This is a genomic window from Xenorhabdus aichiensis, from assembly GCF_028598775.1.
GTDB lineage: Bacteria > Pseudomonadota > Gammaproteobacteria > Enterobacterales > Enterobacteriaceae > Xenorhabdus > Xenorhabdus bovienii.
On record NZ_JAQRFO010000002.1, the window covers coordinates 19204 to 42022 of the forward strand.

Consider the following 22819-nt stretch of genomic DNA (forward strand, 5'->3'; position numbering starts at 1 on the left):
TAATAGCGGCTTCTTTTTTATAAGCGGCTCTGATTGCCTAACTTGCATATGCTCAACAAACAGAAGAATAAGACGTTTTTTATTGATTGGATGGTGATTGAATCAGCTTGTTCCGGTTATCTATCGAACAAGGGTGCAGAAAATAACTTTCCGTAACTGGCAGGGATAAAAATGAGCAATATCCCTGCCGTAAAATTGACTGTCTAAACTTAAAGAAGCTGTGACAAACGGTTCAAATCCGATTGAATCGCTCCTGCCGTAACATCCCGCCCAGCGCCTGGGCCGCGGATCACCAGTGGATTGTCACGATACCAGCGGCTTTCTATCGCAAAGACATTATCCCCTGGCAATAACGAAGCTAAGGGATGATCTGCACGCACGGCTTCGACACCAACTTTTGCTTTACCACTGGTGGCATCAAAGCGAGCGACATAACGCAGTACCATGCCCATTTCCCGTGATGCTTCCAACCGCTGGAGCATCTGCTCATTAATAACGGCACTGTTTTCAAAGAAATCTTCGATGGAACCGGTTCTAGCCTCTACTGGCACGAGAGATTCAACACGCACCTGATCAGGCTCTATCTCATAACCCGCCTCGCGAGCCAGAATAATCAGCTTGCGCATCACATCCTGACCGGACAAATCGATACGGGGATCAGGCTCCGTCAATCCTTGCTGCCAAGCCTGCTCTACCAAATCACTGAAAGGCACAGAACCATCAAATTGCAGGAACAACCACGATAATGTGCCTGAAAAAATCCCGCTGATGGACAGAATAGTATCGCCACTTTCCCGCAGATCCCTGACGGAGTGGTTAATCGGCAACCCTGCACCAACGGTCGCATTGTATAACCAATGACGGCCGGTTTTTGCAAAAGCATCGCGAACCATGCGATAAGTGTTACTGTTCGAAGAACCTGCAACTTTATTGGCGCTGATGACATGAAAGCCGTAGCTGGCGAAATCAATATAGTCTTTAGCCAACTCCTCGCTTGCAGTGACATCCAACACCACCAAATCGTCATAAGGGTGCGCTCTCATCCACAAAAACAACGCATCGTCTTCATGTTGAGTGGCTTCATCATCAAAGAATGCCAATGCTCGACTCGCATCAAGCCCCTGATAATCCAGCAAGCTCCGACGGCTGTCCACAATCCCCGCCAAAATAAATTCAAAACCACTGCGGGCAGAAATATTCTTCTGTTCACGAGCGAACAATTCTAGCCAACGTGAGCCAATGTTTCCCTTGCCAAACAGCACCAAACCAATGCGTTTTTCTGCCCGGAACAGACTTTGGTGCAATCCCTGAATCAGATGTGAAGTCTGGCTCAGGCGCAGAACAGCAACAAGGCTGATCCCCTCTTCCGCATGCCAGATAAATTCAACGGGCTGATCTTTAAGCTGCTGGTAAAAACGGTGGCTATGCAACGGATTCTTGCACACTCCCGCCCCAACCAAAGCCACCAGCGCTAATCCTTCTCGCAAGGATAATTTTCCTGGCAAAGATGCATCCTGCAACACATCGAGAGCACTGTTCACGACTTCAGAGGTATAACAAAGCTGAATCAAATTACAGTCAGCGTGCAGACCTGTTGCCAACGGCCGGACTTGTGCGCGTTTCAGCAATGAATCAATGTCCTTGTAAATCTGCTTGAAATCATGGGCAGAAGAAATGTGCAGTTCAATCAGACAGACATCATCATGACTGGTCACGATTTTCGCCCCAGTACCTGTTGCCAGCACCCGCTCAATGCGGGTAGATCCTTGCTCAGGCTGGTAGCTGCAACGCAATTGCAAGTCGATATCACTGACGGAAACAGGCTGCAAAGTGCGGGTATGAAGTACGGGTGCCGCCAGACGCGCCAGTTCACTTGCTTCATCCAAACGCAGTAAAGGCAACAGGCACGCATCCTTAATTTTACGCGGATCAGCACTGTAAACACCCGCTACATCGCTCCAAATCGTCACTTTTTTGGCGCCTGCCAGTGCACCAACCTGTGTGGCAGAATAATCGCTGCCATTGCGCCCCAGCAGTACGGTTTCTCCCTTCTGATTTCTGGAGATAAACCCCGTGACCACCAAACGCTTACTGGGATTTTGGATCAACAGTTGGCTCAGTAAAGGCTGGGACAAGTTCACATCAACCTGCGGCTGGGCAGCGCGTTCTGCCCGCAGAAATTGGCGTGCATCCAGCCATGCGCTGGAAATACCCTTATGCTCAAGCACCGCAGCCATCAAACGGGCTGACCAGATTTCACCATGCCCGACCACCTCGGCATACGTAATGTCAGTAATCGGTTTATCCAGCAATACACTTAATCTTTCCAGATCCGAGATAAAATGCGCCACGAGTTCTTCTGCAATCACTTCAGGCAGTAAACCTCGGATCAGCTCCTGCTGATAACGCCGCAGTGATTGCTGTACTTGATGCGCTGAGATGCGGTCACTCTGGCTCAGTTTCAACCAATCAATAAGCTGATTGGTTGTGCTCCCTGCCGCCGATACCACCATCAAATCACCCGGCTGGCTATAATTCGCCATAATTTCTGCAACCCGCTGATAGCATTTCACATCAGCAAGGCTGCTGCCGCCAAATTTATGTAACTGGCGGCCGAATTCCGCCCCCGCTGTTGCCAGTGCACTCATGATTAATGATTACCTCGTTGCTGCTGCCTGAAACGCCTTGTCCAGATCCGCAATTAAATCCTGACTATCTTCAATTCCTACAGAGACACGAAGAAGTGAATCCGTGATCCCTGCCTGCGCCCTTGCTTCTGCCGACATTCCCGCATGTGTCATCGTCGCAGTATGAGAAATCAACGACTCTACACCGCCGAGAGATTCAGCCAGAGTAAATAATTTTAACGCAGATAAAAAGTGGCGTAAGGTCTGTTCATCACCATCAAGTTCAAAACTCAGCATCGCCCCGAAGCCTGTTTGTTGTTTAAGGGCAATTTCATGCCCGGGATGATTTTTCAAAGCAGGGTAGTAGAGTTTTTTCACTTGTGGCTGCTGTTGCAGGTACTCAGCAATGGCCGCTGCGTTATTCTGCTGTAGCATTACCCGTGCAGACAGGGTACGAATACCCCGCAACAGCAGGTAGCTGTCAAAAGCGGCACCGGTGACACCAATATTGTTCGCCCACCACGCCAAATTTTCTGCGATCACGGGATCTTTGGCGATAATCGCCCCCGCAATCAGATCGGAATGCCCATTCAGGTACTTCGTACAGGAGTGGACAACTAAATCAGCGCCCAAATCCAATGGCTTTTGCAATACAGGACTCAAGAAAGTGTTATCAACAATCGCCAGTGCTCCAACCTCATGCGCCAACCCACAGATATATTGAATATCAACAATGCGCAGCAGAGGATTACTCGGCGTTTCTATCAGCACCAGTTTTGGCTTCTGTTCCAGAGCCTGTTTCAGGGCTTGATTATCCGACTGATCAACAAAAATAACGCTGTACGCCCCACGTTTACTCAGACTGTCAAACAGGCGGTAACTGCCGCCATAACAATCATGGGGAGCCACCAATAAATCCCCCGGTTGCAAGAAAACGGTACATAGCAGGTGAATCGCCGACATGCCACTGCTGGTCATGACTGCCCCCGCTCCACCTTCCAGCTCAGCCAGAACCTGCTGAACGACATCCCGACTGGGATTTCCACGTCGGGAATAGTCATGTGCCCTTGGCTCATTGAAACCAGTGAAATTATATGTGCTGGAAAGATAGATAGGCGGAACAACACAACCATATTGTTCATCAATATTTGAACCACTTTGAACCGCGACTGTTGCTTGTTTACATCCCATAACCTTTACCCGTCACTTTATTATTGGAGTCACCAAAGAATAACGACTGGAAAGATAGACGTCAATACATCTAGACATCTAAAATTATTTAAGGTTTAATTGCACAATTGGCTCATTGTCCCCATTTTTTATGTTAGCTCCGGGCATATTTTACGGATTAGTGCTGCCATAGCGATATAGCCAATAGGGGAATTATGCTAAAATAATGAATTACCGACATGAAAACAGATCAGAAACTTCCCGTTTTTCTGGTTTCAATTGTTTGATTTCAAGACTATTTAAGGTATCTCATGGCTGAGTGGAATGGTGAGTATGTCAGCCCTTATGCTGAACATGGCAAAAAAAGTGAACAAGTCAAAAAAATTACGGTTTCAATTCCATTAAAGGTCTTGAAAATACTGACTGATGAGCGCACTCGTCGTCAAGTGAATAATCTGCGTCATGCAACAAATAGCGAATTGCTGTGTGAAGCGTTTCTTCATGCTTTCACTGGACAACCCTTGCCTAATGATGATGATTTACGCAAAGAGCGTCATGATGAAATCCCAGAGGCAGCGAAAGACATAATGCGTGAGCTCGGTATTGATCCTGAAACATGGGAATACTGATGCAAACAAAAACGCCCGATGCAAACATCGGGCGTTTTTGTTTCAACCGTACTGCCTGTAAAATTTACAGGCAGAAAATGGTCATTACTTACTAGAGCCTGGAACGCTGAAACGTTTGTTGAAGCGATCAACACGACCACCCGTCGCAACGTCACGCTGCTTGCCTGTGTAGAACGGGTGGCATTCACCACAAACGTCCAGATTCAGGTTGTGATTAACGGTAGAGTTGATGGTGATAACGTTACCGCAAGAGCAAGATGCAGTAATTGCTTCGTATTTAGGATGAATACCTTTTCTCATAGGAAACCTCTGTTAAGGCCGTGTCGCTATCCAGCCTTGTTGCCGCCAGACACCACACGTCGTGTTGATTGAAATAAGTTCGGTAATTTCTGTACCAAAGGCGGCGGATCATACAGAATATCGGTTTATTGCGCAATGAAATCTGCTGATTTGCTATGATACCCTTATCACTGTATTTTTCTTTAGATGTTCCTTTGTCTGGTCATTAATTATCCGGAAATCACCTTATGACAGTTGTTCAGGTTGCGCTGCCTGTCCCCTTAACCCGCTCTTTTGATTATCTATTACCCGAAGGATTGCCATTGCCCACGACAGGTGTGCGGGTGCTCGTGCCGTTTGGCAAGCGCAATGCAATAGGCATTGTCACGGGAACCGCAGGCAGCAGCGAAATTCCCCTTGAACAACTCAAGCCACTTGCCGCGATCCTAGATGCACAACCGCTTTTCCCTGACGACCTTTGGCAATTGCTCCAGTGGTCAGCCTGCTATTATCACTATCCACTGGGAGAAGTGTTGTTCCATGCCATGCCCGTCTTACTGCGACAGGGCAAACCCGCCGAATTTACTCCACTTTGGCAATGGCAGGTTACGGAAGCAGGCCATGAATTCCCTCTGGAGCAGCTTAAGCGTTCCGTTAAACAGCAACAAGCGCTGGCTTCGCTGCGCCTGAAACCCATTTACCGTCATCAAGTTTCTGAACTGGCACTCAGCGAAAGCGCATTGCAATCATTGAAAAAGAAAGTGCTAATTGATCTGCATCCGATACAGCCGGAGGCAGAAAACTGGCATGAGCAGTTTCAAATTATTGGTGAACGGCTACAACTCAATACAGAGCAGGCCACCGCAGTCGGCACTGTCCGAGCAGAAGATCAGGTTTTTTCTCCATGGTTGCTTGCGGGTATTACCGGTTCAGGCAAAACCGAAGTGTATCTTAGTGTGCTGGAAAACATTCTCGCACAGGGAAAACAAGCGCTGATTTTAGTCCCGGAAATTGGTCTGACTCCGCAAACTATCCGCCGATTCAGAGAACGTTTCAATGCGCCTGTCGATGTCCTGCACTCCGCCTTAAATGACAGTGAACGCCTGTCGGTATGGCTACGAGCCAAACGGGGAGATAACGCGATTGTCATTGGTACGCGCTCCGCATTGTTTACCCCCTTTGCCCATTTGGGCGTCATCATTATCGATGAAGAGCATGACAGCTCCTATAAACAGCAGGAGGGCTGGCGCTATCACGCCCGTGATTTGGCCGTGTTCCGAGCCAAGAAAGAAAACATTCCCATCATGATGGGTACAGCAACGCCGGCTCTAGAAACGCTGTTCAATGTGCAGCAGGGGAAATATCGACAATTGACACTGACCCAACGGGCGGGTGAAGCCAAGCCTGCGGTTCAGCATTTGCTGGATTTGAAAGGCTTGCCATTGACAGTCGGTTTATCCCAGCCGCTCATCAATCGCATTGGCGAGCATCTGAAAGCGGATAATCAAGTCATCCTGTTTCTGAACCGCCGTGGTTATTCCCCCGCTTTGCTTTGCCATGAATGTGGCTGGATAGCGGAATGCCAACGCTGCGATCATTACTACACTCTGCACCAGAACCATCGCCATCTGCGTTGCCATCACTGTGACAGCCAGCGCCCGATCCCGCGCCAATGCCCCCAATGTGGCACTACTCATTTAATTCCCGTCGGATTGGGAACCGAGCAGCTTGAAGATGGCATCACAAAATTGTTTCCTGATATTCCCGTTACCCGCATCGATCGGGACACCACCAGCCGCAAGGGAGCATTGGAACAACAACTGGCGGCAGTGCACCAAGGCGGTGCCCGTATTTTAATTGGTACTCAGATGTTGGCGAAAGGCCACCATTTCCCCGATGTCACTTTAGTCGTCTTGCTTGATGTCGATGGCGCCCTGTTTTCTGCCGATTTCCGGGCGGCTGAACGTTTCGCTCAACTGTATACCCAAGTCTCCGGCCGCGCAGGACGGGCGGGTAAACGAGGGGAAGTTGTCCTTCAAACCCACCATCCCGAACATCCACTCTTGCAGGTGTTACTGGAAAAAGGTTATGACGCGTTTGCCCGTCAAGCGATGGAAGAACGGCAACAAGTGTTTCTGCCGCCATTTGCCAGCCACATCCTGCTCCGTTCAGAAGACCACGACAATCAGCAAGCCCCTGCTTTTCTGCAGCAAATGCGTCAATTGTTTGAACATCACCCTCTGCGTGATGAGCATTTATGGATCATGGGGCCCGTTCCCGCATTGCAAGCCAAACGTGGTGGCCGCTTTCGCTGGCAATTACTGATTCAACACCCTTCACGCATTTTTCTACAGAAAATGATGGCGGCAATTCATCCGCAAATCGCCGCGCTCCCGCAGGCACGCAAGGTGAAATGGAACATTGATGTTGATCCTACCGAAGGCTAATAGCAGAAATTGACAATGGCGCGTTGTCGCAAAGGCCCCCAAATCAAACAGAACATTCTGAAAAAACAGAGACAATTATTTCCTTAATTTGCGAAGTATCTCTAATAAATGATTCCTATCACATTTTTTATGCAAACAAAGTAACAGATTGATCTGTTACTTTGTTTAAAATGCACTTATTAATATGACTGTAGAAAATGAACCGCCAGCGTTTCCCTCTCAGGAATGACTGGCGTTTTTTTAGCAGCTAGGAAGCAATCGTTTCGCTGCCTGTAGAAAGTAAGGAGTGAACTATGGAAAAAAAGAATTGCGCATTGGCAACCATGAAAGATGTCGCCAATGTGGCTGGTGTTTCTACCGCAACTGTATCAAGAACACTTATGAATCCTGACAAGGTTTCTGCCCGTACCCGTCAGAAAGTAGAAAGTGCCGTACTGGAAGTGGGCTACTATCCTCATAACCTTACCAAAAACTTAAGACGCAATGAATCCAGAGCGATCTTGGTTATCGTTCCCAATATCAGCGATCCTTTCTTTACCGAAGTCATTCGCGGCATTGAAGAAACAGCAGCAGAGCATGGCTATCTGGTTCTGATTGGCGACTGTAAGCATCAGCAGCAACAGGAACATGCCTTTATCAATCTTCTGATTACCAAACGGATTGACGGCATGGTGCTGCTTGGCTCAAACATTCCTTTCGATGTTTCCAAAGAAGAACAAAAAAACCTGCCACCAATGGTCATGGCCAATGAATTCGCACCTGACCTGGAACTACCGACGGTCCACATTGACAATCTGACTTCGGCTTTCAACGCTACTTATCACTTACAAAAACTGGGACACAAACGCATCGCCTGTATTACGGGGCCAGAAACAATGCCACTGTGTCATTACCGGCTTCAGGGCTACATTCAGGCATTGCATCGTACGGGGGAAGCGATCCGCGAAGATTATATCGTCAGGGGAGATTTCACCCATGAAAGCGGAGCTGAATTGGCAGAAATCCTGCTTAACCTGCCAGAGCCACCCAGCGCGATTTTCTGCCATAGCGATATCATGGCTATTGGCGCAATGTGGCAAGCCAAGAAAATGGGATTAAAATTACCAGAAGATCTGTCAGTGATTGGCTTTGATAATTTAAATCTGGCGCAATACAGCGATCCACCGCTAACAACCGTGGCACAGCCATGTTATGAGATTGGGTATTATTCAATACTGTTGTTGCTGGAGCAGCTTCAGGGCCGCATAGTTTCCAAAGGTTCACGATTATTGGATGCAGAATTGCTCATTCGTGCGAGCACTTGTTCGCCTAAAAGCTAGGCAAATAACCGCAGATTCAGTAACATTAGTTATCTATCCCTTAATTTTTTTAAACAACTTCAGCGAATTAAATAGTGGCACAACGAGATTATGTAAGTCGCGGGCGTTCTAATCCCCGTCAGAAAGGCACTGGTAAGAAAAAAAATCAGGCTCAAGGATTACCCAAAACTACATTAGCCGTTGCCGTGGCCTTGGTGGTCATGTTTATTGGTGGCCTTTATTTCATCGCACACACTAAGAACGATAGTGTACAAAATGCACCACCACCCGCTCATCATTCCAAAAACCAGGGCCTGCCGCCAAAACCGGAAGAACGCTGGACTTACATTAAAGAGTTGGAAAACCGTCCTGTTGGCCTTCCTTCGGTACAGGAACCGACTTCTGCTAATCAACCAATAAACCAACCAGCGAAACTAACACAAGAACAACTCCAATTACTTGCACAGATGGAGGCAGACATTCGCCAGCCCCCAACGCCTTTAAAAGAAGTGCCTTACAACAGTGAGCCTGTTCCTCGCTCACAGGTCATTATCACCCCGCCTGAACAAAAGCCGCTTGTTGCACAAGAAAAGACCCCGCCAGCACAATCTCTGGTACCCAATGAAATCAGCAAACCGAAGCCTGCAATAAATGAATCCAAATTGATGCTACAGTGTGGCTCGTTTCGAACAATAGAGCAGGCAGAATCCGTTCGTGCCAGCCTCGCATTCGCAGGCATTGAGAGCCAGATTACAACAAAAGACAATTGGAACCGTGTTGTAGTAGGGCCTTATAAAAACAAGGAAGGCGCGGAAAAAATGCGCAGCCATGTTACAGATGCGGGTGTGCCTGGCTGTATTCTCCGCCCTGCCGGGGGTTGAAAAACCAGAAAATTCCCCCATCTTAATCGCTAATAACAGACACGCGGTGCTTTTTCAGCAATACAGCTTGCAATTGTGGCATAACAAGCCAAAGTACCGTGTGTAACGTCTTCTATTTTGTAACCAGGGGCTAACTCGTGACTACAATCGTAAGTGTTCGCCGTAATGGCCAGGTCGTCATCGGTGGTGATGGACAAGCAACAATGGGTCATACCGTTATGAAAGGCAATGTCCGCAAAGTACGCCGCCTTTACAATGACAAAGTCATCGCGGGTTTTGCCGGTGGCACCGCAGATGCATTTACTCTGTTCGAGCTGTTTGAACGCAAACTCGAAATGCATCAGGGGCATCTGACCAAAGCGGCCGTTGAGCTTGCCAAAGACTGGCGGACGGATCGCATGCTTCGCAAACTGGAAGCCCTTCTTGCGGTAGCAGATGAAAATGCTTCTCTGATCATTACAGGTAATGGTGATGTGATTCAGCCAGAAAATGACCTGATCGCCATTGGTTCCGGTGGTTCATACGCACAGGCAGCCGCCCGGGCAATGCTGGAAACTACCGAACTCAGCGCCAGGGAAATCGCAGAACGCGCCCTGACTATTGCAGGCGATATCTGTATCTACACCAACCATAATCACAACTTCGAAGAACTGCCTTCAAAAGCGTAAGGATAGATAGTATGTCTGAAATGACTCCTCGCGAAATTGTCAGCGAACTTGACAACCACATTATCGGTCAGGATAAAGCAAAACGCGCTGTCGCCATTGCTCTGCGTAACCGCTGGCGCCGTATGCAGTTGGATGAAACACTGCGTCATGAAGTCACCCCGAAAAATATTTTGATGATAGGTCCAACGGGTGTCGGTAAAACCGAAATCGCCCGTCGTCTGGCAAAACTGGCCAACGCGCCTTTTATCAAAGTTGAAGCAACCAAATTCACAGAAGTCGGTTATGTTGGTAAAGAAGTCGATTCAATTATCCGTGACTTGACTGATGCAGCAGTAAAAATGGTGCGTCTGCAATCCATTGAGAAAAACCGCTATCGTGCCGAAGAGTTGGCCGAAGAACGCATTCTGGACGTTTTGCTCCCACCAGCGAAAAACAACTGGGGGCAAACAGAAACCCAATCCGAACCTTCTACTGCCCGTCAGGCATTCCGCAAGAAGCTACGCGAAGGGCAGTTGGACGACAAAGAAATCGAAATTGACGTCGCATCAGCACCTGTTGGCGTGGAAATCATGGCTCCTCCAGGCATGGAAGAGATGACCAACCAACTGCAATCCATGTTCCAGAACCTTGCTGGTCAGAAGCAAAAAGCACGCAAAATGAAAATCAAGGATGCGTTCAAGCTGCTGGTGGAAGAAGAAGCCGCAAAACTGGTTAATCCTGAAGAGCTGAAACAGCAGGCCATTGATGCCGTTGAGCAGCACGGCATCGTCTTTATCGATGAGATCGATAAAATCTGTAAACGTGGCCAGACTTCCGGCCCAGATGTTTCCCGTGAAGGCGTCCAACGCGATCTGCTGCCACTGGTTGAAGGCTGCACCGTTTCCACCAAACACGGCATGGTAAAAACCGATCACATCCTGTTCATCGCCTCCGGTGCGTTTCAGGTTTCCAGCCCTTCCGACCTGATCCCGGAGCTTCAGGGTCGTCTGCCAATTCGTGTTGAACTGCAAGCGCTGACGACGGAAGACTTTGAACGGATCCTGACAGAACCTAATGCTTCACTGACTGAACAGTATAAAGCGTTGATGGCGACAGAAGGCATGAATATTGACTTCACAACTGACGGTATCCGCAAACTCGCCGAAGCCGCATGGCGAGTGAATGAAACGACTGAAAACATTGGCGCCCGCCGTCTGTATACTGTGCTTGAGCGCATGATGGAAGATATTTCTTTCGACGCCAGTGAACGTCAAGGACATTCGGTTGAAATCAATGCCGATTACGTTAAAGAGCATTTGGATGAGCTCGTTGCAGATGAAGATCTGAGCCGATTTATTTTATAATCGGCAACCTGAGCCTTATTTACTCGCAATGAAGAAATGGGGGGCTTGCCTCCCATTTCTTCATTTTCATTGCAACAAAATTTATCACACCAACAATACGTAATAACAATATGAATTCAACAACGTCTATCAGTCAGATGCAGGCATGGTTGGAAAGCTTGCGTCCCAAAACACTCCCACTTGCCGTGGCTGCTGTCGTAAGCGGTTCCGCCCTTGCATCATGGACGGGCCATTTCAAGTGGCCTGTAGCGTTGTTGGCTTTATTGACTGCTGCCCTGCTGCAAATTCTTTCCAACCTCGCCAATGATTATGGCGATGTCGCCAAAGGCAGCGATACAGAAAAGCGTATTGGCCCAATGCGTGGTATGCAAAAAGGCGTGATTACTGCCAAACAGATGAAAACAGCCTTGAAGATCACCGTGCTGATCTCCTGTCTGTCGGGGATTGCTCTTATCACCGTCGCCTGTAACAGTCCAAGCGATATCATCGGCTTTCTGGCGCTGGGAGTACTGGCTATCGTTGCAGCCATCACTTATACCGTGGGAACCAAACCCTATGGCTATATGGGGCTGGGCGATCTCTCCGTTCTGATTTTTTTTGGCTGGCTGAGTGTCATTGGCACCTATTACCTGCAAGCCAATACTTTTGATCTGAGTACCGTGCTGCCAGCAACCGCCTGTGGCTTACTCTCCGTGGCAGTCTTGAATATTAATAACTTGCGCGATATCGAAAGTGATCGCCAAAACGGTAAAAATACGCTGGCAGTCAGGCTGGGAGCAAAAAAAGCCCGCTATTACCACGCGGCTCTGCTGATCGGTGCCATCCTCTGTCTTGCAGCCTTTACACTTCTGCACCTGAAGGGCTGGTCCGGGTGGTTGTTCCTGCTCGCAGTTCCCCCGCTGCTGAAACATATGTGGAAAGTACTGCACGATCGGACGCCTGAAGGCATGCGCCCAATGCTGGTACAGATGGTCAAGGCCGCATTATTGACTAATGCTCTGTTTTCCATCGGATTGGTATTTAATTAAGCGAGTAGATATCCGTTTTCCACATAAATTTTAAGATTGATGATTTTGCCAACACTAGCTTGAAAAGGATATACTGTCTGTCCCTTGCATAAACCAGACGTAAATCCCATGAAATATGATACTTCCGAACTTTGTGATATCTATCAAGAAGATGTGAACGTGGTAGAACCTTTATTCTCCAACTTTGGTGGGCGTACTTCATTTGGTGGTCAAATCATCACGGTGAAATGCTTTGAAGACAATGGCCTGCTTTATGATGTGCTTGAAGAAAATGGCAGTGGCCGTATTTTACTCGTTGATGGTGGCGGGTCTGTCCGCAAAGCTCTGGTTGATGCCGGGCTGGCTCAGCTTGCCGTCAACAATGAGTGGGAAGGCATTGTTGTCTATGGCGCAGTGCGTCAGGTCGACTCCCTTGCAGAGCTTGATATCGGCATTCAGGCGATGGCTGCGATCCCAGCAGGCTCCAACAGCGAAGGCATCGGAGAAAGTGATATCAGGGTGAATTTTGGCGGCGTGACTTTCTTTTCCGGCGATTATCTCTACGCTGATAATACTGGCATGATTTTATCAGATGTCCCGTTGGAAATTGATGAAGAAGATGAAGAAGATGAAGATGATGAAGTCTAATCACTTCATCATCTATTATGCCAAAATGTTAAAGAGGGCGTATTCATCGCCCTTCTCAACAAAACTGCAATACTGATTTACTGCACATCTTCCATTTTACCCAGCAAAGTCCGCAAACGTTCTTGCCACGCCAGTTGTTCTTGTTTGAACTGTTCATTCTCACGCACCAACGAGTCGTGGCTACTTGCCGCACTTTGGATATCCTGAGACAACGCTGCGTTCCTTTCTTTCAGTTCTTCAATTTCCATTTGCAGGAGAGTTATGGTATCAATCGCCTGCTGAACTTTAGATTCTAGCTTTTCAAAAACTTCAAATGACATTCTCGAGCCCTCTTTTAAGCAATTCCTTGATTGTATTTAGCCAGCTAAGGCCTGTCTAGTTTCATCCTTTCAATGTTCGTTATAACGAGAAATATAGTGACTAATCCGAAATGCAAGCGAGATCACATTTCTATCATGAGCAAAACCACAATCAAATGCGAATTCGCTCATTTTGTTGACGCAACACGCAGATTTCAATTTCGCTATTTCTCGTTTACGCTCATTAACGATAAATTCACAGCCATCTTTCTTTTAAGAGAAGAAAGCACTAATAATTAATCTCCCCTGTACTTTTTTATAGGATCTAGAAATGAGCCAGACCACCACACCAACATTATCAGGTCAATGCATTTCAGAATTTCTGGGTACTGCATTGCTCGTTTTCTTCGGCTTAGGCTGCGTTGCCGCTGCCCGGCTGGCAGGCGCACAACTGGGACTATGGGAAATCAGCATCATCTGGGGCTTCGGTGTTGCCCTCGCTGTTTATCTGACTGCCGGAATTTCAGGTGCACACCTCAATCCTGCAGTCACCATCGCCTTATGCCTTTTTGCCAGCTTTGACAGAAAAAAAGTGCTCCCTTACATCATTGCCCAAATGCTCGGCGGATTTGCCGCTGCGGCCATTGTCTATATGATGTATTACAACCTTTTCCTTGATTATGAGCAAGTTCACAACATTGTTCGTGGTTCACAGGAAAGCCTCTTCACGGCTGGAGTATTCTCCACTTATCCTGCGTCACAGCTATCTGTATTACACGCGTTTATTGTCGAAGTTATCATCGCGGCTGTCTTACTTTGCCTGATTCTGGCACTGACAGACGATGGCAATGGCATCCCGCGTGGCCCAATGGCTCCGCTGTTAATCGGCATTCTGATTGCCGTTATCGGTGGTTCATTTGGCCCTTTGACCGGATTTGCTCTGAACCCAGCCCGTGATTTTGGCCCTAAACTAGTCGCTTATTTAGCTGGCTGGGGAGATATTGCCCTGACAGGGGGCAGAGACATTCCTTATTGTCTTGTGCCGTTGGTAGCCCCCTTCATTGGTGCAATTCTAGGCGCATTCGGTTATCGAAAACTGATTGCCCGCCATTTACCGCGTGCGGTTTAAAGTTGCCATACTGAAAAATGGCAGCAAATAAAAATAAAAAATGAATGAATTAAATACCAGGTTATTATTATGACAATAGAAAATATCACTGAGAAAAAATATATCGTCGCCCTCGATCAAGGGACAACCAGTTCACGAGCCGTCGTACTCGATCACAATGCCAATATTGTCTGTATTTCACAGCGTGAATTCCCACAAATCTACCCCAAACCAGGCTGGGTAGAGCACGATCCAATGGAAATCTGGGCCAGCCAAAGCTCAACATTGGTCGAAGTGCTGGCAAAATCTGATATCAGTTCAGATCAAATAGCCAGCATAGGGATCACTAACCAGCGAGAAACAACGATTGTCTGGGAAAAAGAAACAGGTAGGCCGGTTTATAACGCGATTGTGTGGCAATGTCGCCGAACAGCAGACATTTGTACCAAATTAAAACAAAAAGAAGGATTAGAAGAATATATCCGCCACAATACTGGCTTGGTTGTCGATCCTTACTTCTCCGGAACAAAAATAAAATGGATTCTGGATAATGTAGAAGGCATCCGCCATCGTGCTGAAAATGGCGAACTGTTATTCGGTACAGTCGATACTTGGCTCATCTGGAAAATGACTCAGGGTCGCGTGCATGTGACCGATTACACCAATGCTTCCCGCACCATGCTGTTCAACATCCACAATCTCGAGTGGGATCAGAAAATCCTTGATGAGCTGGGTATTCCCCGCATTATGCTGCCAAAAGTGTCATCTTCCTCAGAGATTTATGGCCAGACCAATATTGGTGGTAAAGGTGGCACACGCATTCCTATCGCGGGTATTGCGGGCGATCAGCAGGCAGCCCTGTACGGCCAATTGTGTGTTCATCCCGGCATGGCAAAAAATACTTACGGGACAGGCTGCTTCCTGCTGATGAATACAGGAACAGATGCCGTACGCTCCAGTCACGGCCTGCTGACCACTATTGCCTGCGGGCCACGGGGTGAAGTGAACTATGCATTGGAAGGCGCTGTCTTCGTTGGCGGCGCGTCTATCCAATGGCTGCGTGATGAATTGAAACTTATCGCCGATGCGACAGATTCCGAATATTTCGCCACTAAAGTGAAAGACAGCAATGGCGTTTATGTTGTACCAGCCTTTACTGGCTTGGGCGCACCTTACTGGGACCCTTACGCCCGTGGTGCCATTTTCGGCTTGACGCGTGGAGCGAACAGCAACCATATTATTCGCGCCACGCTGGAGTCCATCGCTTACCAGACCCGTGATGTATTGGATGCAATGCAAGCTGACTCTGGCACACGCCTGCAATCCCTGCGCGTTGATGGCGGCGCGGTCGCTAACAACTTCCTAATGCAATTCCAGGCCGATATTCTGGGTACTCGTGTAGAACGCCCTGACGTACGTGAAAGTACAGCATTGGGTGCCGCCTTCCTTGCTGGCCTGGCCGTCGGTTTCTGGAAAGACCTTGATGAAGTGAAGAGCAAAGCGACAATCGAAAAAGAGTTCCGTCCAGGCATCGAAACCACTGAACGAAACCACAAATACAATGGCTGGAAAAAAGCGGTTGCCCGCGCTCAGGAATGGGAAGACCGCGCTTAAGAAAATATGGAAATCAAAGCTCTGACATAGCATACCGCTCTGTCAGAGCCTTTTAGCGGGAATATACGTTCCTGCCAGATGCTATTACGGTTTTATGAGGCCGTATGCTCTTGGCGCTGAACTCGCTGGGAAATAGGCAACCAACAGAACAAAATAAGCAGCGCCATGGAAAACATCAACATACCGACGCTGAACTGGCTATTTTGCGGCAACATCGCCGACAACCATGTCGTCACGCCAGAACCAACATTCTGCAATCCACCCACCAGCGCCCCCGCAGCTCCGGCCAAATAAGGAAATGGCTCCATAGCGCCAGTGGTAGCCAATGGAAACAGCATACCAGCACCGAAAAAGAATAAAGTTGCAGGGATCAGCAGTGTCCAGACAGTCATAATACCGAACCAGCCGGGCAGCCACATCAATACGCCTGCCAGCAAACAGCACATGACAGAATGCCACATCAGCCGATAAAACGTTTTGCCATCACGCCCCGCATACCATGCTCCCAAAAATGCAGCAGGGATCGGCAAAATAAACAGGATACTGACCGTTAAGCTATCCAATCCCAACACAGCGCCCATCAACACACCGCTACTGGCTTCAAAAACCGCGACGCCAGCCAGACCACCAACCAGCATAATCAGGTAGGCAACAAAAGCACTATTGGAGAGTAATTGCTGGAAAGAAACCAGCATGGTGCTCTGTTTTGTCTGCACAGGGCGGGTTTCCGGCAAGTGTTGGAACAAAAAGAAGGCTACTGTTGCCCCCAATGACAGCAGGAACCAATAGCAGGCACGCCAACCAAAATAATGACCAACCATGCCACCTATCATCGGTGCCAGCAAAGGGCTGACCAACACGGCCATATTTAGCAGGCTATTGGCATAACGCAACGACGTCCCGGTATATAAATCCCTCGGCATGGTGCGCACCATGACTCCCGCCACCCCCGTTCCCAGCCCCTGAAATACACTGGCAATCACCAGCACCAGCAAACTGGAGGCAAACAATGCGCAGGTTGTTGCCACCAGAAAAAGGGTCATTCCGGCCAAAATCACTGGGCGGCGACCAATCTTATCGGATAACGGCCCATAAAAAATCTGTGAAAGCCCGTAAGAAAACAAGTATGCCGCCATGACTCTTTGCACTTCGCCAGCAGGCTGACCAAAATCACTCGCCATATCTGCAATAACAGGCACATAAATTGTTTGTGTCATCTGACCCACCGCAGCCAGAGCAATCAACATCACTAATAAATTAAAGTGTTCTATTTTTCTCATCGCATTTACATACAATTTATTTAAATACAGTTTATCAAATTACAATTTATTTAAGTTCAGTCTAATCAATGGATAACGCGCAACAACAAAGCCCTCAGGTTTTCAATTAAGTGCCTGACGTACCGACTTCGTTAGATGTGATTAACTTAACAAATTTATATTCTTTCCAGACAGGATACAATTTCACATGAAGAAAAAATAACAGTGATATTATCCATATATGTCAATAAAAGTGTACATATAAAACCAAAGTATTGGCATAAATAAAGACAATCAAACTGTAACACGTAATCGATAAGTCTATTCCCGACAATCACGTAGAATTGTCATAAAAATCATCAATTCATGCAGTGTTTTTTGTAGAGAGGCTAATTGTAATGGCAAACTGGGTTACAGGAAAAGTTACCGACATAACCAATTGGACAGATTCACTATTCAGCATCAAAGTTCATGCACCGATTGAAAGATTTACCGCTGGCCAATTCGCAAAATTGGCTCTCGAAATTGAAGGCGAGCGTATCCAACGCGCTTATTCTTACGTCAATTCCCCCGACGACAATAGTCTGGAATTTTATTTAGTCACCGTTCCTGAAGGGAAACTCAGCCCTCGGCTCGCAGCATTAAAGAATGGGGAGGAACTCCTCGTCACAGAACAGGCGGCGGGTTTTTTTGTCCTTGATGAAATCCCCGATTGCCAAACCCTGTGGATGCTCTCAACCGGTACAGCGATTGGCCCTTACCTTTCCATTCTCCAGCAAGGGGATAATCTGGAACGGTTTGAAAATATTGTTTTGGTTCACGCCGTGAGACTGGAACAAGATCTGAGTTATTTGCCAATGATGCAACAACTAGAGAAAAAGTTTCAAGGCAAATTAAGAATCCAGACCATTGTCAGCCGTGAAAAATGCCCAGATTCACTCATGGGCAGAATTCCGGCATTAATTGAAAATGGCGAGCTGGAAGCTGCCGTTGGTTTACCGATGCAGGCAGAAAATAGTCACATTATGCTGTGTGGGAATCCCCAAATGGCCAAGGACACCCAACAGCTTCTGAAAGAACAACGCAATATGGCAAAACACCTGCGCCGTAAACCAGGGCATATCACCAGCGAACAATATTGGTAATCACAGCATCGCTAACCCACTAATCAGCGTTTTGGGGCAGGTTCACTGGCAGAAATATACTCAACCGTTTCTGCCATCTCACCAAAACGGTTTGACCCTTCCATACCACGAAATACACCGCAATCCAGCACAATCATAACGAAAATCAACGTTGGAATGAAACGACCAATCCCCCATTGCCAGATAGCTGCCATTGCGCTCCAATCGAGAGAAAGCAATACCCAGGCCAAAGCCAGCAGTAACACCCACCCACCACGTTTATTCCGGTCATGCAGACGTTTCGCTATAATCGCTGCTGTCGGGTACAGGATCAAGGCGATACCCACTGCGGCATAATGCATGGGGAAGGCATTCATGCCATGCAAGGTCAAAAGCATAAATATCAGGGCGAAGCAGATGCCGATGCCGATCCAGAATTCCCGTCGCCCAATTCGGCCTTTGAATGAAAATCCCCATTGTTGTAATGTCATGTATTCTTTTCCAATTGTGGATGCTGTTTTTCCGGTATTTACACTCAGCGAGTACAACATGAAAACAGGCATGAATAAACTTCTGGTGACAATATTAATCGCTTTTGGTATCAGTTTGCCATTATCGACCTTTGCAGGTGGGCCTTCTATCACACCGGACACCCGCTCACAGTTGATGTATTTACTGCCTGATTCCCCCACTTTCGGGGAAACCATTCCTGTCTTTCGGGAAAAATACAACAAAAAATACCCTGAAATCCCCCTGCATGAATATAAAGTGATTATCAGTAAAGATATTTCCCTGCCTTTCATTCGGGCTGCCAGCAAAATTAACGAAAAAATTTATTCTTCGGCAGTACTGGAGCGGGGCAGCGAAAAAATTAAAAGTTTGCAAATTACCCTGCTGCCACCACAAAGTGAACCGGAGAAAGAACACAATCTCGCACTGATAAAACAGTATATTACTGCCCTGATCAGCCAATTCGAGCCCACGCTTTCCCCAGAACAAGCCAACGAACAATTAGAAAAACTTTTACAGGCTGCGCAAAGCCACCGATTCTTCAGCCAAAAAATCGGTGCGATACGTTATGTCATCGTAAACAGCAGCGAAAATATAATGACCTTCGCAATTGAACCGATTAAGCTATCGTTATCTGACGCACCCGCGAGCAAAAATTAGTGACGCAGCGCAGAGCTATTCGCACCGATGATCTTTATACTGTCGGGATTCCGCTTACAGGGAATGGCACAAACGCTATTCCATCAAAGAGTGTTAATTCAGATCGCAATTTGATTATTTTCTGGTTGGAGGGAAAAACATGCGACATCCATTAGTTATGGGGAACTGGAAATTAAATGGCAGTACCCACATGGTTAACGACCTGATTGCAGGCCTGCGTAAAGAACTGAGCAATGTTGACGGCTGTGGCGTCGCTATCGCACCACCAACAGTTTATGTTTCTCTGGCAAAAAATGCACTGTCTGGCAGCCGTATCGCTCTGGGTGCACAAGATATTGACGTTAACCTTTCTGGTGCATTCACCGGCGAAACATCCGCTGAAATGCTGAAAGATGTAGGCGCGAAATATATCATTATCGGTCATTCTGAGCGCCGGACTTACCATAAAGAAAGCGATGAGCTGATTGCGAAAAAATTCACCATCCTGAAAGAACAAGGACTGATTCCCGTTCTGTGCATTGGTGAAACCGAACAGGAAAATGAAGCAGGCCAAACTGAAGCCGTATGCGCACGCCAAATCGATGCTGTTCTGAACAAACTGGGTGCCGAAGCCTTCAAGGATACCGTTATCGCATACGAGCCCGTCTGGGCAATTGGTACGGGTAAATCAGCGACTCCGGCACAAGCACAGGCTGTTCATAAATTTATCCGTGATCATATCGCGAAGCAAGATACTGCTATCGCTGAACAGGTCATCATTCAATACGGCGGCTCCGTCAATGCCAGCAACGCGGCAGAACTGTTCACCCAGCCAGATATCGATGGTGCTCTGGTTGGTGGTGCATCCCTGAAAGCCGATGCTTTCGCCGTTATCGTGAAAGCCGCTGCCGAAGCGAAAAAGGCATAACACGATTTAATTGTCGATAAAACAATTAACAATAAAGCAAATGCCGATAAAAACCGCCACGTAATATCATCCAGTGGCGGTTATTTCTAAACATTAACGCCGGATAATTTCATCGAAAATGCCACCCGTGGCAAAATGCACCTCCTGGGCCTTATCCCAGCCACCAAATACTTCATCAATCGTGAACAATTTCAGTACGGGAAAAACAGCGTGATGTTTTTCTGCAATGGCTTTATCACGGGGACGATAATAATTCTTTGCCGCAATTTCCTGTCCGACAGGAGAATACAAGTATTTCAAGTATTCCGTTGCCAGTTCACGGGTTCCCCGTTTATCAACCACCTTATCGACAACGGCAACGGTTGGCTCTGCCAGAATGGAAAGACTCGGTGTAACAATCTCAAACTTATCCTGAGCCAGTGCATGGGTAGCCAATAACGCTTCGTTTTCCCATGCGATCAACACATCCCCAATTCCGCGTTCCACAAAGGTATTAGTTGCACCACGGGCGCCAGAATCCAACACTTCGACATTCTTATAAAGCGCCTTAACAAAGGCTTTAGTCTTGCCTTGATCCTGATTATTCTGTGCCAACCCATATCCCCAAGCCGCCAGATAATTCCAACGCGCACCACCAGACGTTTTTGGATTCGGTGTCACGACAGAAACACCGGGACGAACCAAATCTGACCAATCCTTGATATGTTTGGGATTGCCCTTACGTACCAGAAAAACAATGGTTGAAGTATAAGGCGCGGAATTCTCCGGCAGGCGATCAATCCAATTTTTGGCAATGCGACCACGCTCTGCAATCGCATTCACATCATATGCTAGTGCCAATGTCACCACATCCGCCTGAAGGCCATTGATGACAGACGTTGTCTGCTTACCCGAACCCCCGTGTGACTGACGGACTGTTACGTGATCTCCGGTTTTTTGCTGCCAATACTGACTGAATGCCTGATCATACTGCTGATACAATTCACGGGTAGGATCGTAGGAAACATTCAAGAGTTGTACCTCTTTTGCCCATGCACTGCCTCCTGCCAAGACCATCAATAATGCCGTCAACACGGCATACCTTCTTGCTGCCCATCTCGTGACCATGGTGAAATGCTCCCCTAAGCTATTTATGGTATCGCCATAAAAGCTGACAGAAAGCAGTATGACGCAGAAATAATTTAAAATTTCTGCTTATGCATAAGTGGAATATAGTGCAGCAAAGGGCAGCTATAAAATGTAGCTGCCCTTGAAAAAGTATGTTGCAGGCGAGAAAGGTTTAGTAAAGCTGTTTCGCCGTTTCCAGCCAATCTTTCTTGAAGACACGCTGCATATTTTGCACCGCATCAATAATGTCGTGATGAACAAGTTTCTCGTTCTGGATACCCACGCAACGGCCACCAAAACCTTCCAGCAGCAACTGGACAGAATAAGCCCCCATGCGAGAAGCCAGAATGCGGTCATACGCCACTGGCGCACCGCCACGTTGAATATGCCCCAGTACTGTTGCACGGGTTTCATGACGTGTTTCTGCTTCAATGTATTTCGCCAGTTCATCTACATTACAGACATGCTCAGTAATGGCAACGATGGCATGGCGCTTACCTTTTTGGATACCCGCTTTGATTTCCGCCAGCAATTCTTCACGATCGAACGGGATTTCATTCTCAGGCAAAACAATGAATTCGCATCCACCCGCAATTGCCGCAGACAACGTCAAATCACCACAATAGCGCCCCATCACTTCCACAATCGAAATACGCTTGTGGGAAGTCGAGGTATCGCGCAGACGGTCAATCGCCTCTACAACTGTTTCCAGCGCCGTAAAATAACCGATAGTGTAATCCGTTCCTGCCACATCATTGTCAATCGTGCCGGGCAGACCAATACAAGGAAAACCCGCTTCAGTCAGCTTTTTCGCCCCTAAATAAGAACCGTCTCCCCCAATCACCACCAGCGCATCAATGTCATTTTTACGCATATTTTCAATGGCAATTTCACGGACTTTATCATCCCTGAATTCAGGAAAACGCGCCGATCCCAGAAACGTCCCACCACGGTTAATCATGTCGGAAACACTGAAACGGTCGAGCTTCTTCATGCGGTTTTCATACAGCCCCAGATAGCCATCATAAATGCCGTAAACCTCCAACCCTTCGGTTAAAGCGACACGAACAACACCACGAATAGCGGCGTTCATGCCAGGCGCATCACCGCCACTCGTTAAGACTCCGATTCTTTTAATCTTGTTGATCATGATGACCTCTGACTTGTAGATGTAATATTTACCAATCTGCTGACTGATCCCCTAACGGGAAAATTTACGGCGGTTTTACGAAAC

At 47.5% G+C, this 22819-nt stretch carries 21 protein-coding genes; 13 read left to right on the top strand and 8 right to left on the bottom strand.

All coding sequences use genetic code 11. From position 1 onward, the window contains the following. Positions 1–209: 209 nt before the first annotated feature. The gene (locus PSI22_RS01380) at positions 210–2648 is read right to left on the bottom strand and encodes a bifunctional aspartate kinase/homoserine dehydrogenase II (protein ID WP_273578048.1); all 2439 of its coding nucleotides are present in this window, start codon (positions 2646–2648) and stop codon (positions 210–212) included. A 9-nt stretch (positions 2649–2657) separates the two neighbouring features. Next, on the bottom strand, positions 2658–3818 hold the full coding sequence (metB, locus tag PSI22_RS01385) for a cystathionine gamma-synthase (RefSeq protein WP_273578051.1): 1161 nt from the start codon (positions 3816–3818) through the stop codon (positions 2658–2660). A gap of 290 nt (positions 3819–4108) precedes the next feature. On the opposite strand from metB, the gene metJ reads away from it, so the two are divergent. Beyond that, positions 4109–4426: a met regulon transcriptional regulator MetJ gene (gene metJ, locus PSI22_RS01390; RefSeq protein ID WP_012990523.1), complete on the top strand. Its 318-nt coding sequence runs from the start codon at positions 4109–4111 to the stop codon at positions 4424–4426. A gap of 84 nt (positions 4427–4510) precedes the next feature. Here metJ and rpmE read toward each other — a convergent pair whose 3' ends face one another. Then, the gene (gene rpmE / locus PSI22_RS01395) at positions 4511–4726 is read right to left on the bottom strand and encodes a 50S ribosomal protein L31 (RefSeq protein WP_012990524.1); all 216 of its coding nucleotides are present in this window, start codon (positions 4724–4726) and stop codon (positions 4511–4513) included. Between the two features lie 227 nt (positions 4727–4953). Between rpmE and priA the strand changes: the two genes are divergently transcribed. The 7 genes from priA to rraA all read left to right on the top strand — a co-directional run bounded on the left by priA (position 4954) and on the right by rraA (position 12997). Further along, positions 4954–7152 carry a primosomal protein N' gene (gene priA / locus PSI22_RS01400; RefSeq protein WP_273578057.1) on the top strand — a complete coding sequence of 733 codons (2199 nt, stop codon included), beginning with the start codon at positions 4954–4956 and terminating at the stop codon, positions 7150–7152. A gap of 293 nt (positions 7153–7445) precedes the next feature. Beyond that, positions 7446–8471, top strand: coding sequence for a DNA-binding transcriptional regulator CytR (cytR, locus tag PSI22_RS01405; RefSeq protein ID WP_038245495.1), 1026 nt, complete (start codon positions 7446–7448; stop codon positions 8469–8471). Between the two features lie 74 nt (positions 8472–8545). Further along, positions 8546–9331 (top strand): cell division protein FtsN, encoded by a 786-nt coding sequence (gene ftsN / locus PSI22_RS01410; protein WP_273578059.1) that lies wholly within the window; start codon positions 8546–8548, stop codon positions 9329–9331. Between the two features lie 137 nt (positions 9332–9468). Continuing rightward, positions 9469–9999, top strand: a complete 531-nt coding sequence (gene hslV, locus PSI22_RS01415; protein ID WP_012990529.1) for an ATP-dependent protease subunit HslV — start codon at positions 9469–9471, stop codon at positions 9997–9999. Positions 10000–10010: 11 nt separating this feature from the next. Further along, positions 10011–11342 (top strand): ATP-dependent protease ATPase subunit HslU, encoded by a 1332-nt coding sequence (hslU, locus tag PSI22_RS01420; protein ID WP_254851605.1) that lies wholly within the window; start codon positions 10011–10013, stop codon positions 11340–11342. A 110-nt stretch (positions 11343–11452) separates the two neighbouring features. Continuing rightward, entirely contained in the window at positions 11453–12370 is a 918-nt protein-coding gene (locus PSI22_RS01425; RefSeq protein ID WP_273578062.1) for a 1,4-dihydroxy-2-naphthoate polyprenyltransferase, read from the top strand. Between the two features lie 108 nt (positions 12371–12478). Continuing rightward, a complete protein-coding gene (rraA, locus tag PSI22_RS01430) occupies positions 12479–12997 on the top strand; it encodes a ribonuclease E activity regulator RraA (protein WP_273578064.1) in 519 nt (172 codons plus the stop codon). Between the two features lie 77 nt (positions 12998–13074). Here rraA and zapB read toward each other — a convergent pair whose 3' ends face one another. Continuing rightward, positions 13075–13317 carry a cell division protein ZapB gene (zapB, locus tag PSI22_RS01435; RefSeq protein WP_012990533.1) on the bottom strand — a complete coding sequence of 81 codons (243 nt, stop codon included), beginning with the start codon at positions 13315–13317 and terminating at the stop codon, positions 13075–13077. Between the two features lie 310 nt (positions 13318–13627). On the opposite strand from zapB, the gene PSI22_RS01440 reads away from it, so the two are divergent. Together PSI22_RS01440 and glpK are read left to right on the top strand one after the other, a co-directional pair. After that, complete coding sequence (locus PSI22_RS01440; protein ID WP_038197762.1) at positions 13628–14425, top strand: MIP/aquaporin family protein; 798 nt, start codon at positions 13628–13630, stop codon at positions 14423–14425. 69 nt (positions 14426–14494) lie between these two features. Continuing rightward, positions 14495–16018, top strand: coding sequence for a glycerol kinase GlpK (glpK, locus tag PSI22_RS01445; protein ID WP_273578066.1), 1524 nt, complete (start codon positions 14495–14497; stop codon positions 16016–16018). 92 nt (positions 16019–16110) lie between these two features. Here the strand turns inward: glpK and emrD are convergent, their stop codons facing one another. Beyond that, entirely contained in the window at positions 16111–17298 is a 1188-nt protein-coding gene (gene emrD, locus PSI22_RS01450) for a multidrug efflux MFS transporter EmrD (RefSeq protein ID WP_273578068.1), read from the bottom strand. 377 nt (positions 17299–17675) lie between these two features. On the opposite strand from emrD, the gene fpr reads away from it, so the two are divergent. Then, positions 17676–18422, top strand: a complete 747-nt coding sequence (fpr, locus tag PSI22_RS01455; protein WP_273578070.1) for a ferredoxin--NADP(+) reductase — start codon at positions 17676–17678, stop codon at positions 18420–18422. A 23-nt stretch (positions 18423–18445) separates the two neighbouring features. Here the strand turns inward: fpr and PSI22_RS01460 are convergent, their stop codons facing one another. After that, the gene (locus tag PSI22_RS01460) at positions 18446–18892 is read right to left on the bottom strand and encodes a DUF805 domain-containing protein (RefSeq protein ID WP_273578072.1); all 447 of its coding nucleotides are present in this window, start codon (positions 18890–18892) and stop codon (positions 18446–18448) included. A gap of 58 nt (positions 18893–18950) precedes the next feature. On the opposite strand from PSI22_RS01460, the gene PSI22_RS01465 reads away from it, so the two are divergent. Further along, positions 18951–19571 (top strand): DUF1454 family protein, encoded by a 621-nt coding sequence (locus PSI22_RS01465; RefSeq protein WP_370688981.1) that lies wholly within the window; start codon positions 18951–18953, stop codon positions 19569–19571. Between the two features lie 139 nt (positions 19572–19710). Beyond that, entirely contained in the window at positions 19711–20478 is a 768-nt protein-coding gene (tpiA, locus tag PSI22_RS01470; protein WP_273578075.1) for a triose-phosphate isomerase, read from the top strand. Between the two features lie 93 nt (positions 20479–20571). Here the strand turns inward: tpiA and PSI22_RS01475 are convergent, their stop codons facing one another. After that, positions 20572–21585, bottom strand: coding sequence for a sulfate ABC transporter substrate-binding protein (locus tag PSI22_RS01475; RefSeq protein WP_273578077.1), 1014 nt, complete (start codon positions 21583–21585; stop codon positions 20572–20574). A gap of 172 nt (positions 21586–21757) precedes the next feature. After that, the gene (gene pfkA, locus PSI22_RS01480) at positions 21758–22735 is read right to left on the bottom strand and encodes a 6-phosphofructokinase (protein WP_038204724.1); all 978 of its coding nucleotides are present in this window, start codon (positions 22733–22735) and stop codon (positions 21758–21760) included. Positions 22736–22819: the final 84 nt, after the last annotated feature.

Excerpts from the sequence above, each read along its gene's own strand:
- glpK (WP_273578066.1), top strand. The coding sequence starts at position 14,495 with ATGACAATAGAAAATATCACTGAGAAAAAATATATCGTCGCCCTCGAT.
- hslU (WP_254851605.1), top strand. The coding sequence starts at position 10,011 with ATGTCTGAAATGACTCCTCGCGAAATTGTCAGCGAACTTGACAACCAC.
- priA (WP_273578057.1), top strand. The coding sequence starts at position 4,954 with ATGACAGTTGTTCAGGTTGCGCTGCCTGTCCCCTTAACCCGCTCTTTT.
- PSI22_RS01425 (WP_273578062.1), top strand. The coding sequence starts at position 11,453 with ATGAATTCAACAACGTCTATCAGTCAGATGCAGGCATGGTTGGAAAGC.
- PSI22_RS01475 (WP_273578077.1), bottom strand. The coding sequence starts at position 21,585 with ATGGTCACGAGATGGGCAGCAAGAAGGTATGCCGTGTTGACGGCATTA.
- emrD (WP_273578068.1), bottom strand. The coding sequence starts at position 17,298 with ATGAGAAAAATAGAACACTTTAATTTATTAGTGATGTTGATTGCTCTG.
- PSI22_RS01440 (WP_038197762.1), top strand. The coding sequence starts at position 13,628 with ATGAGCCAGACCACCACACCAACATTATCAGGTCAATGCATTTCAGAA.
- rraA (WP_273578064.1), top strand. The coding sequence starts at position 12,479 with ATGAAATATGATACTTCCGAACTTTGTGATATCTATCAAGAAGATGTG.
- rpmE (WP_012990524.1), bottom strand. The coding sequence starts at position 4,726 with ATGAGAAAAGGTATTCATCCTAAATACGAAGCAATTACTGCATCTTGC.
- PSI22_RS01465 (WP_370688981.1), top strand. The coding sequence starts at position 18,951 with ATGAAAACAGGCATGAATAAACTTCTGGTGACAATATTAATCGCTTTT.
- metB (WP_273578051.1), bottom strand. The coding sequence starts at position 3,818 with ATGGGATGTAAACAAGCAACAGTCGCGGTTCAAAGTGGTTCAAATATT.
- fpr (WP_273578070.1), top strand. The coding sequence starts at position 17,676 with ATGGCAAACTGGGTTACAGGAAAAGTTACCGACATAACCAATTGGACA.
- tpiA (WP_273578075.1), top strand. The coding sequence starts at position 19,711 with ATGCGACATCCATTAGTTATGGGGAACTGGAAATTAAATGGCAGTACC.
- zapB (WP_012990533.1), bottom strand. The coding sequence starts at position 13,317 with ATGTCATTTGAAGTTTTTGAAAAGCTAGAATCTAAAGTTCAGCAGGCG.
- PSI22_RS01460 (WP_273578072.1), bottom strand. The coding sequence starts at position 18,892 with ATGACATTACAACAATGGGGATTTTCATTCAAAGGCCGAATTGGGCGA.
- cytR (WP_038245495.1), top strand. The coding sequence starts at position 7,446 with ATGGAAAAAAAGAATTGCGCATTGGCAACCATGAAAGATGTCGCCAAT.
- pfkA (WP_038204724.1), bottom strand. The coding sequence starts at position 22,735 with ATGATCAACAAGATTAAAAGAATCGGAGTCTTAACGAGTGGCGGTGAT.
- metJ (WP_012990523.1), top strand. The coding sequence starts at position 4,109 with ATGGCTGAGTGGAATGGTGAGTATGTCAGCCCTTATGCTGAACATGGC.
- PSI22_RS01380 (WP_273578048.1), bottom strand. The coding sequence starts at position 2,648 with ATGAGTGCACTGGCAACAGCGGGGGCGGAATTCGGCCGCCAGTTACAT.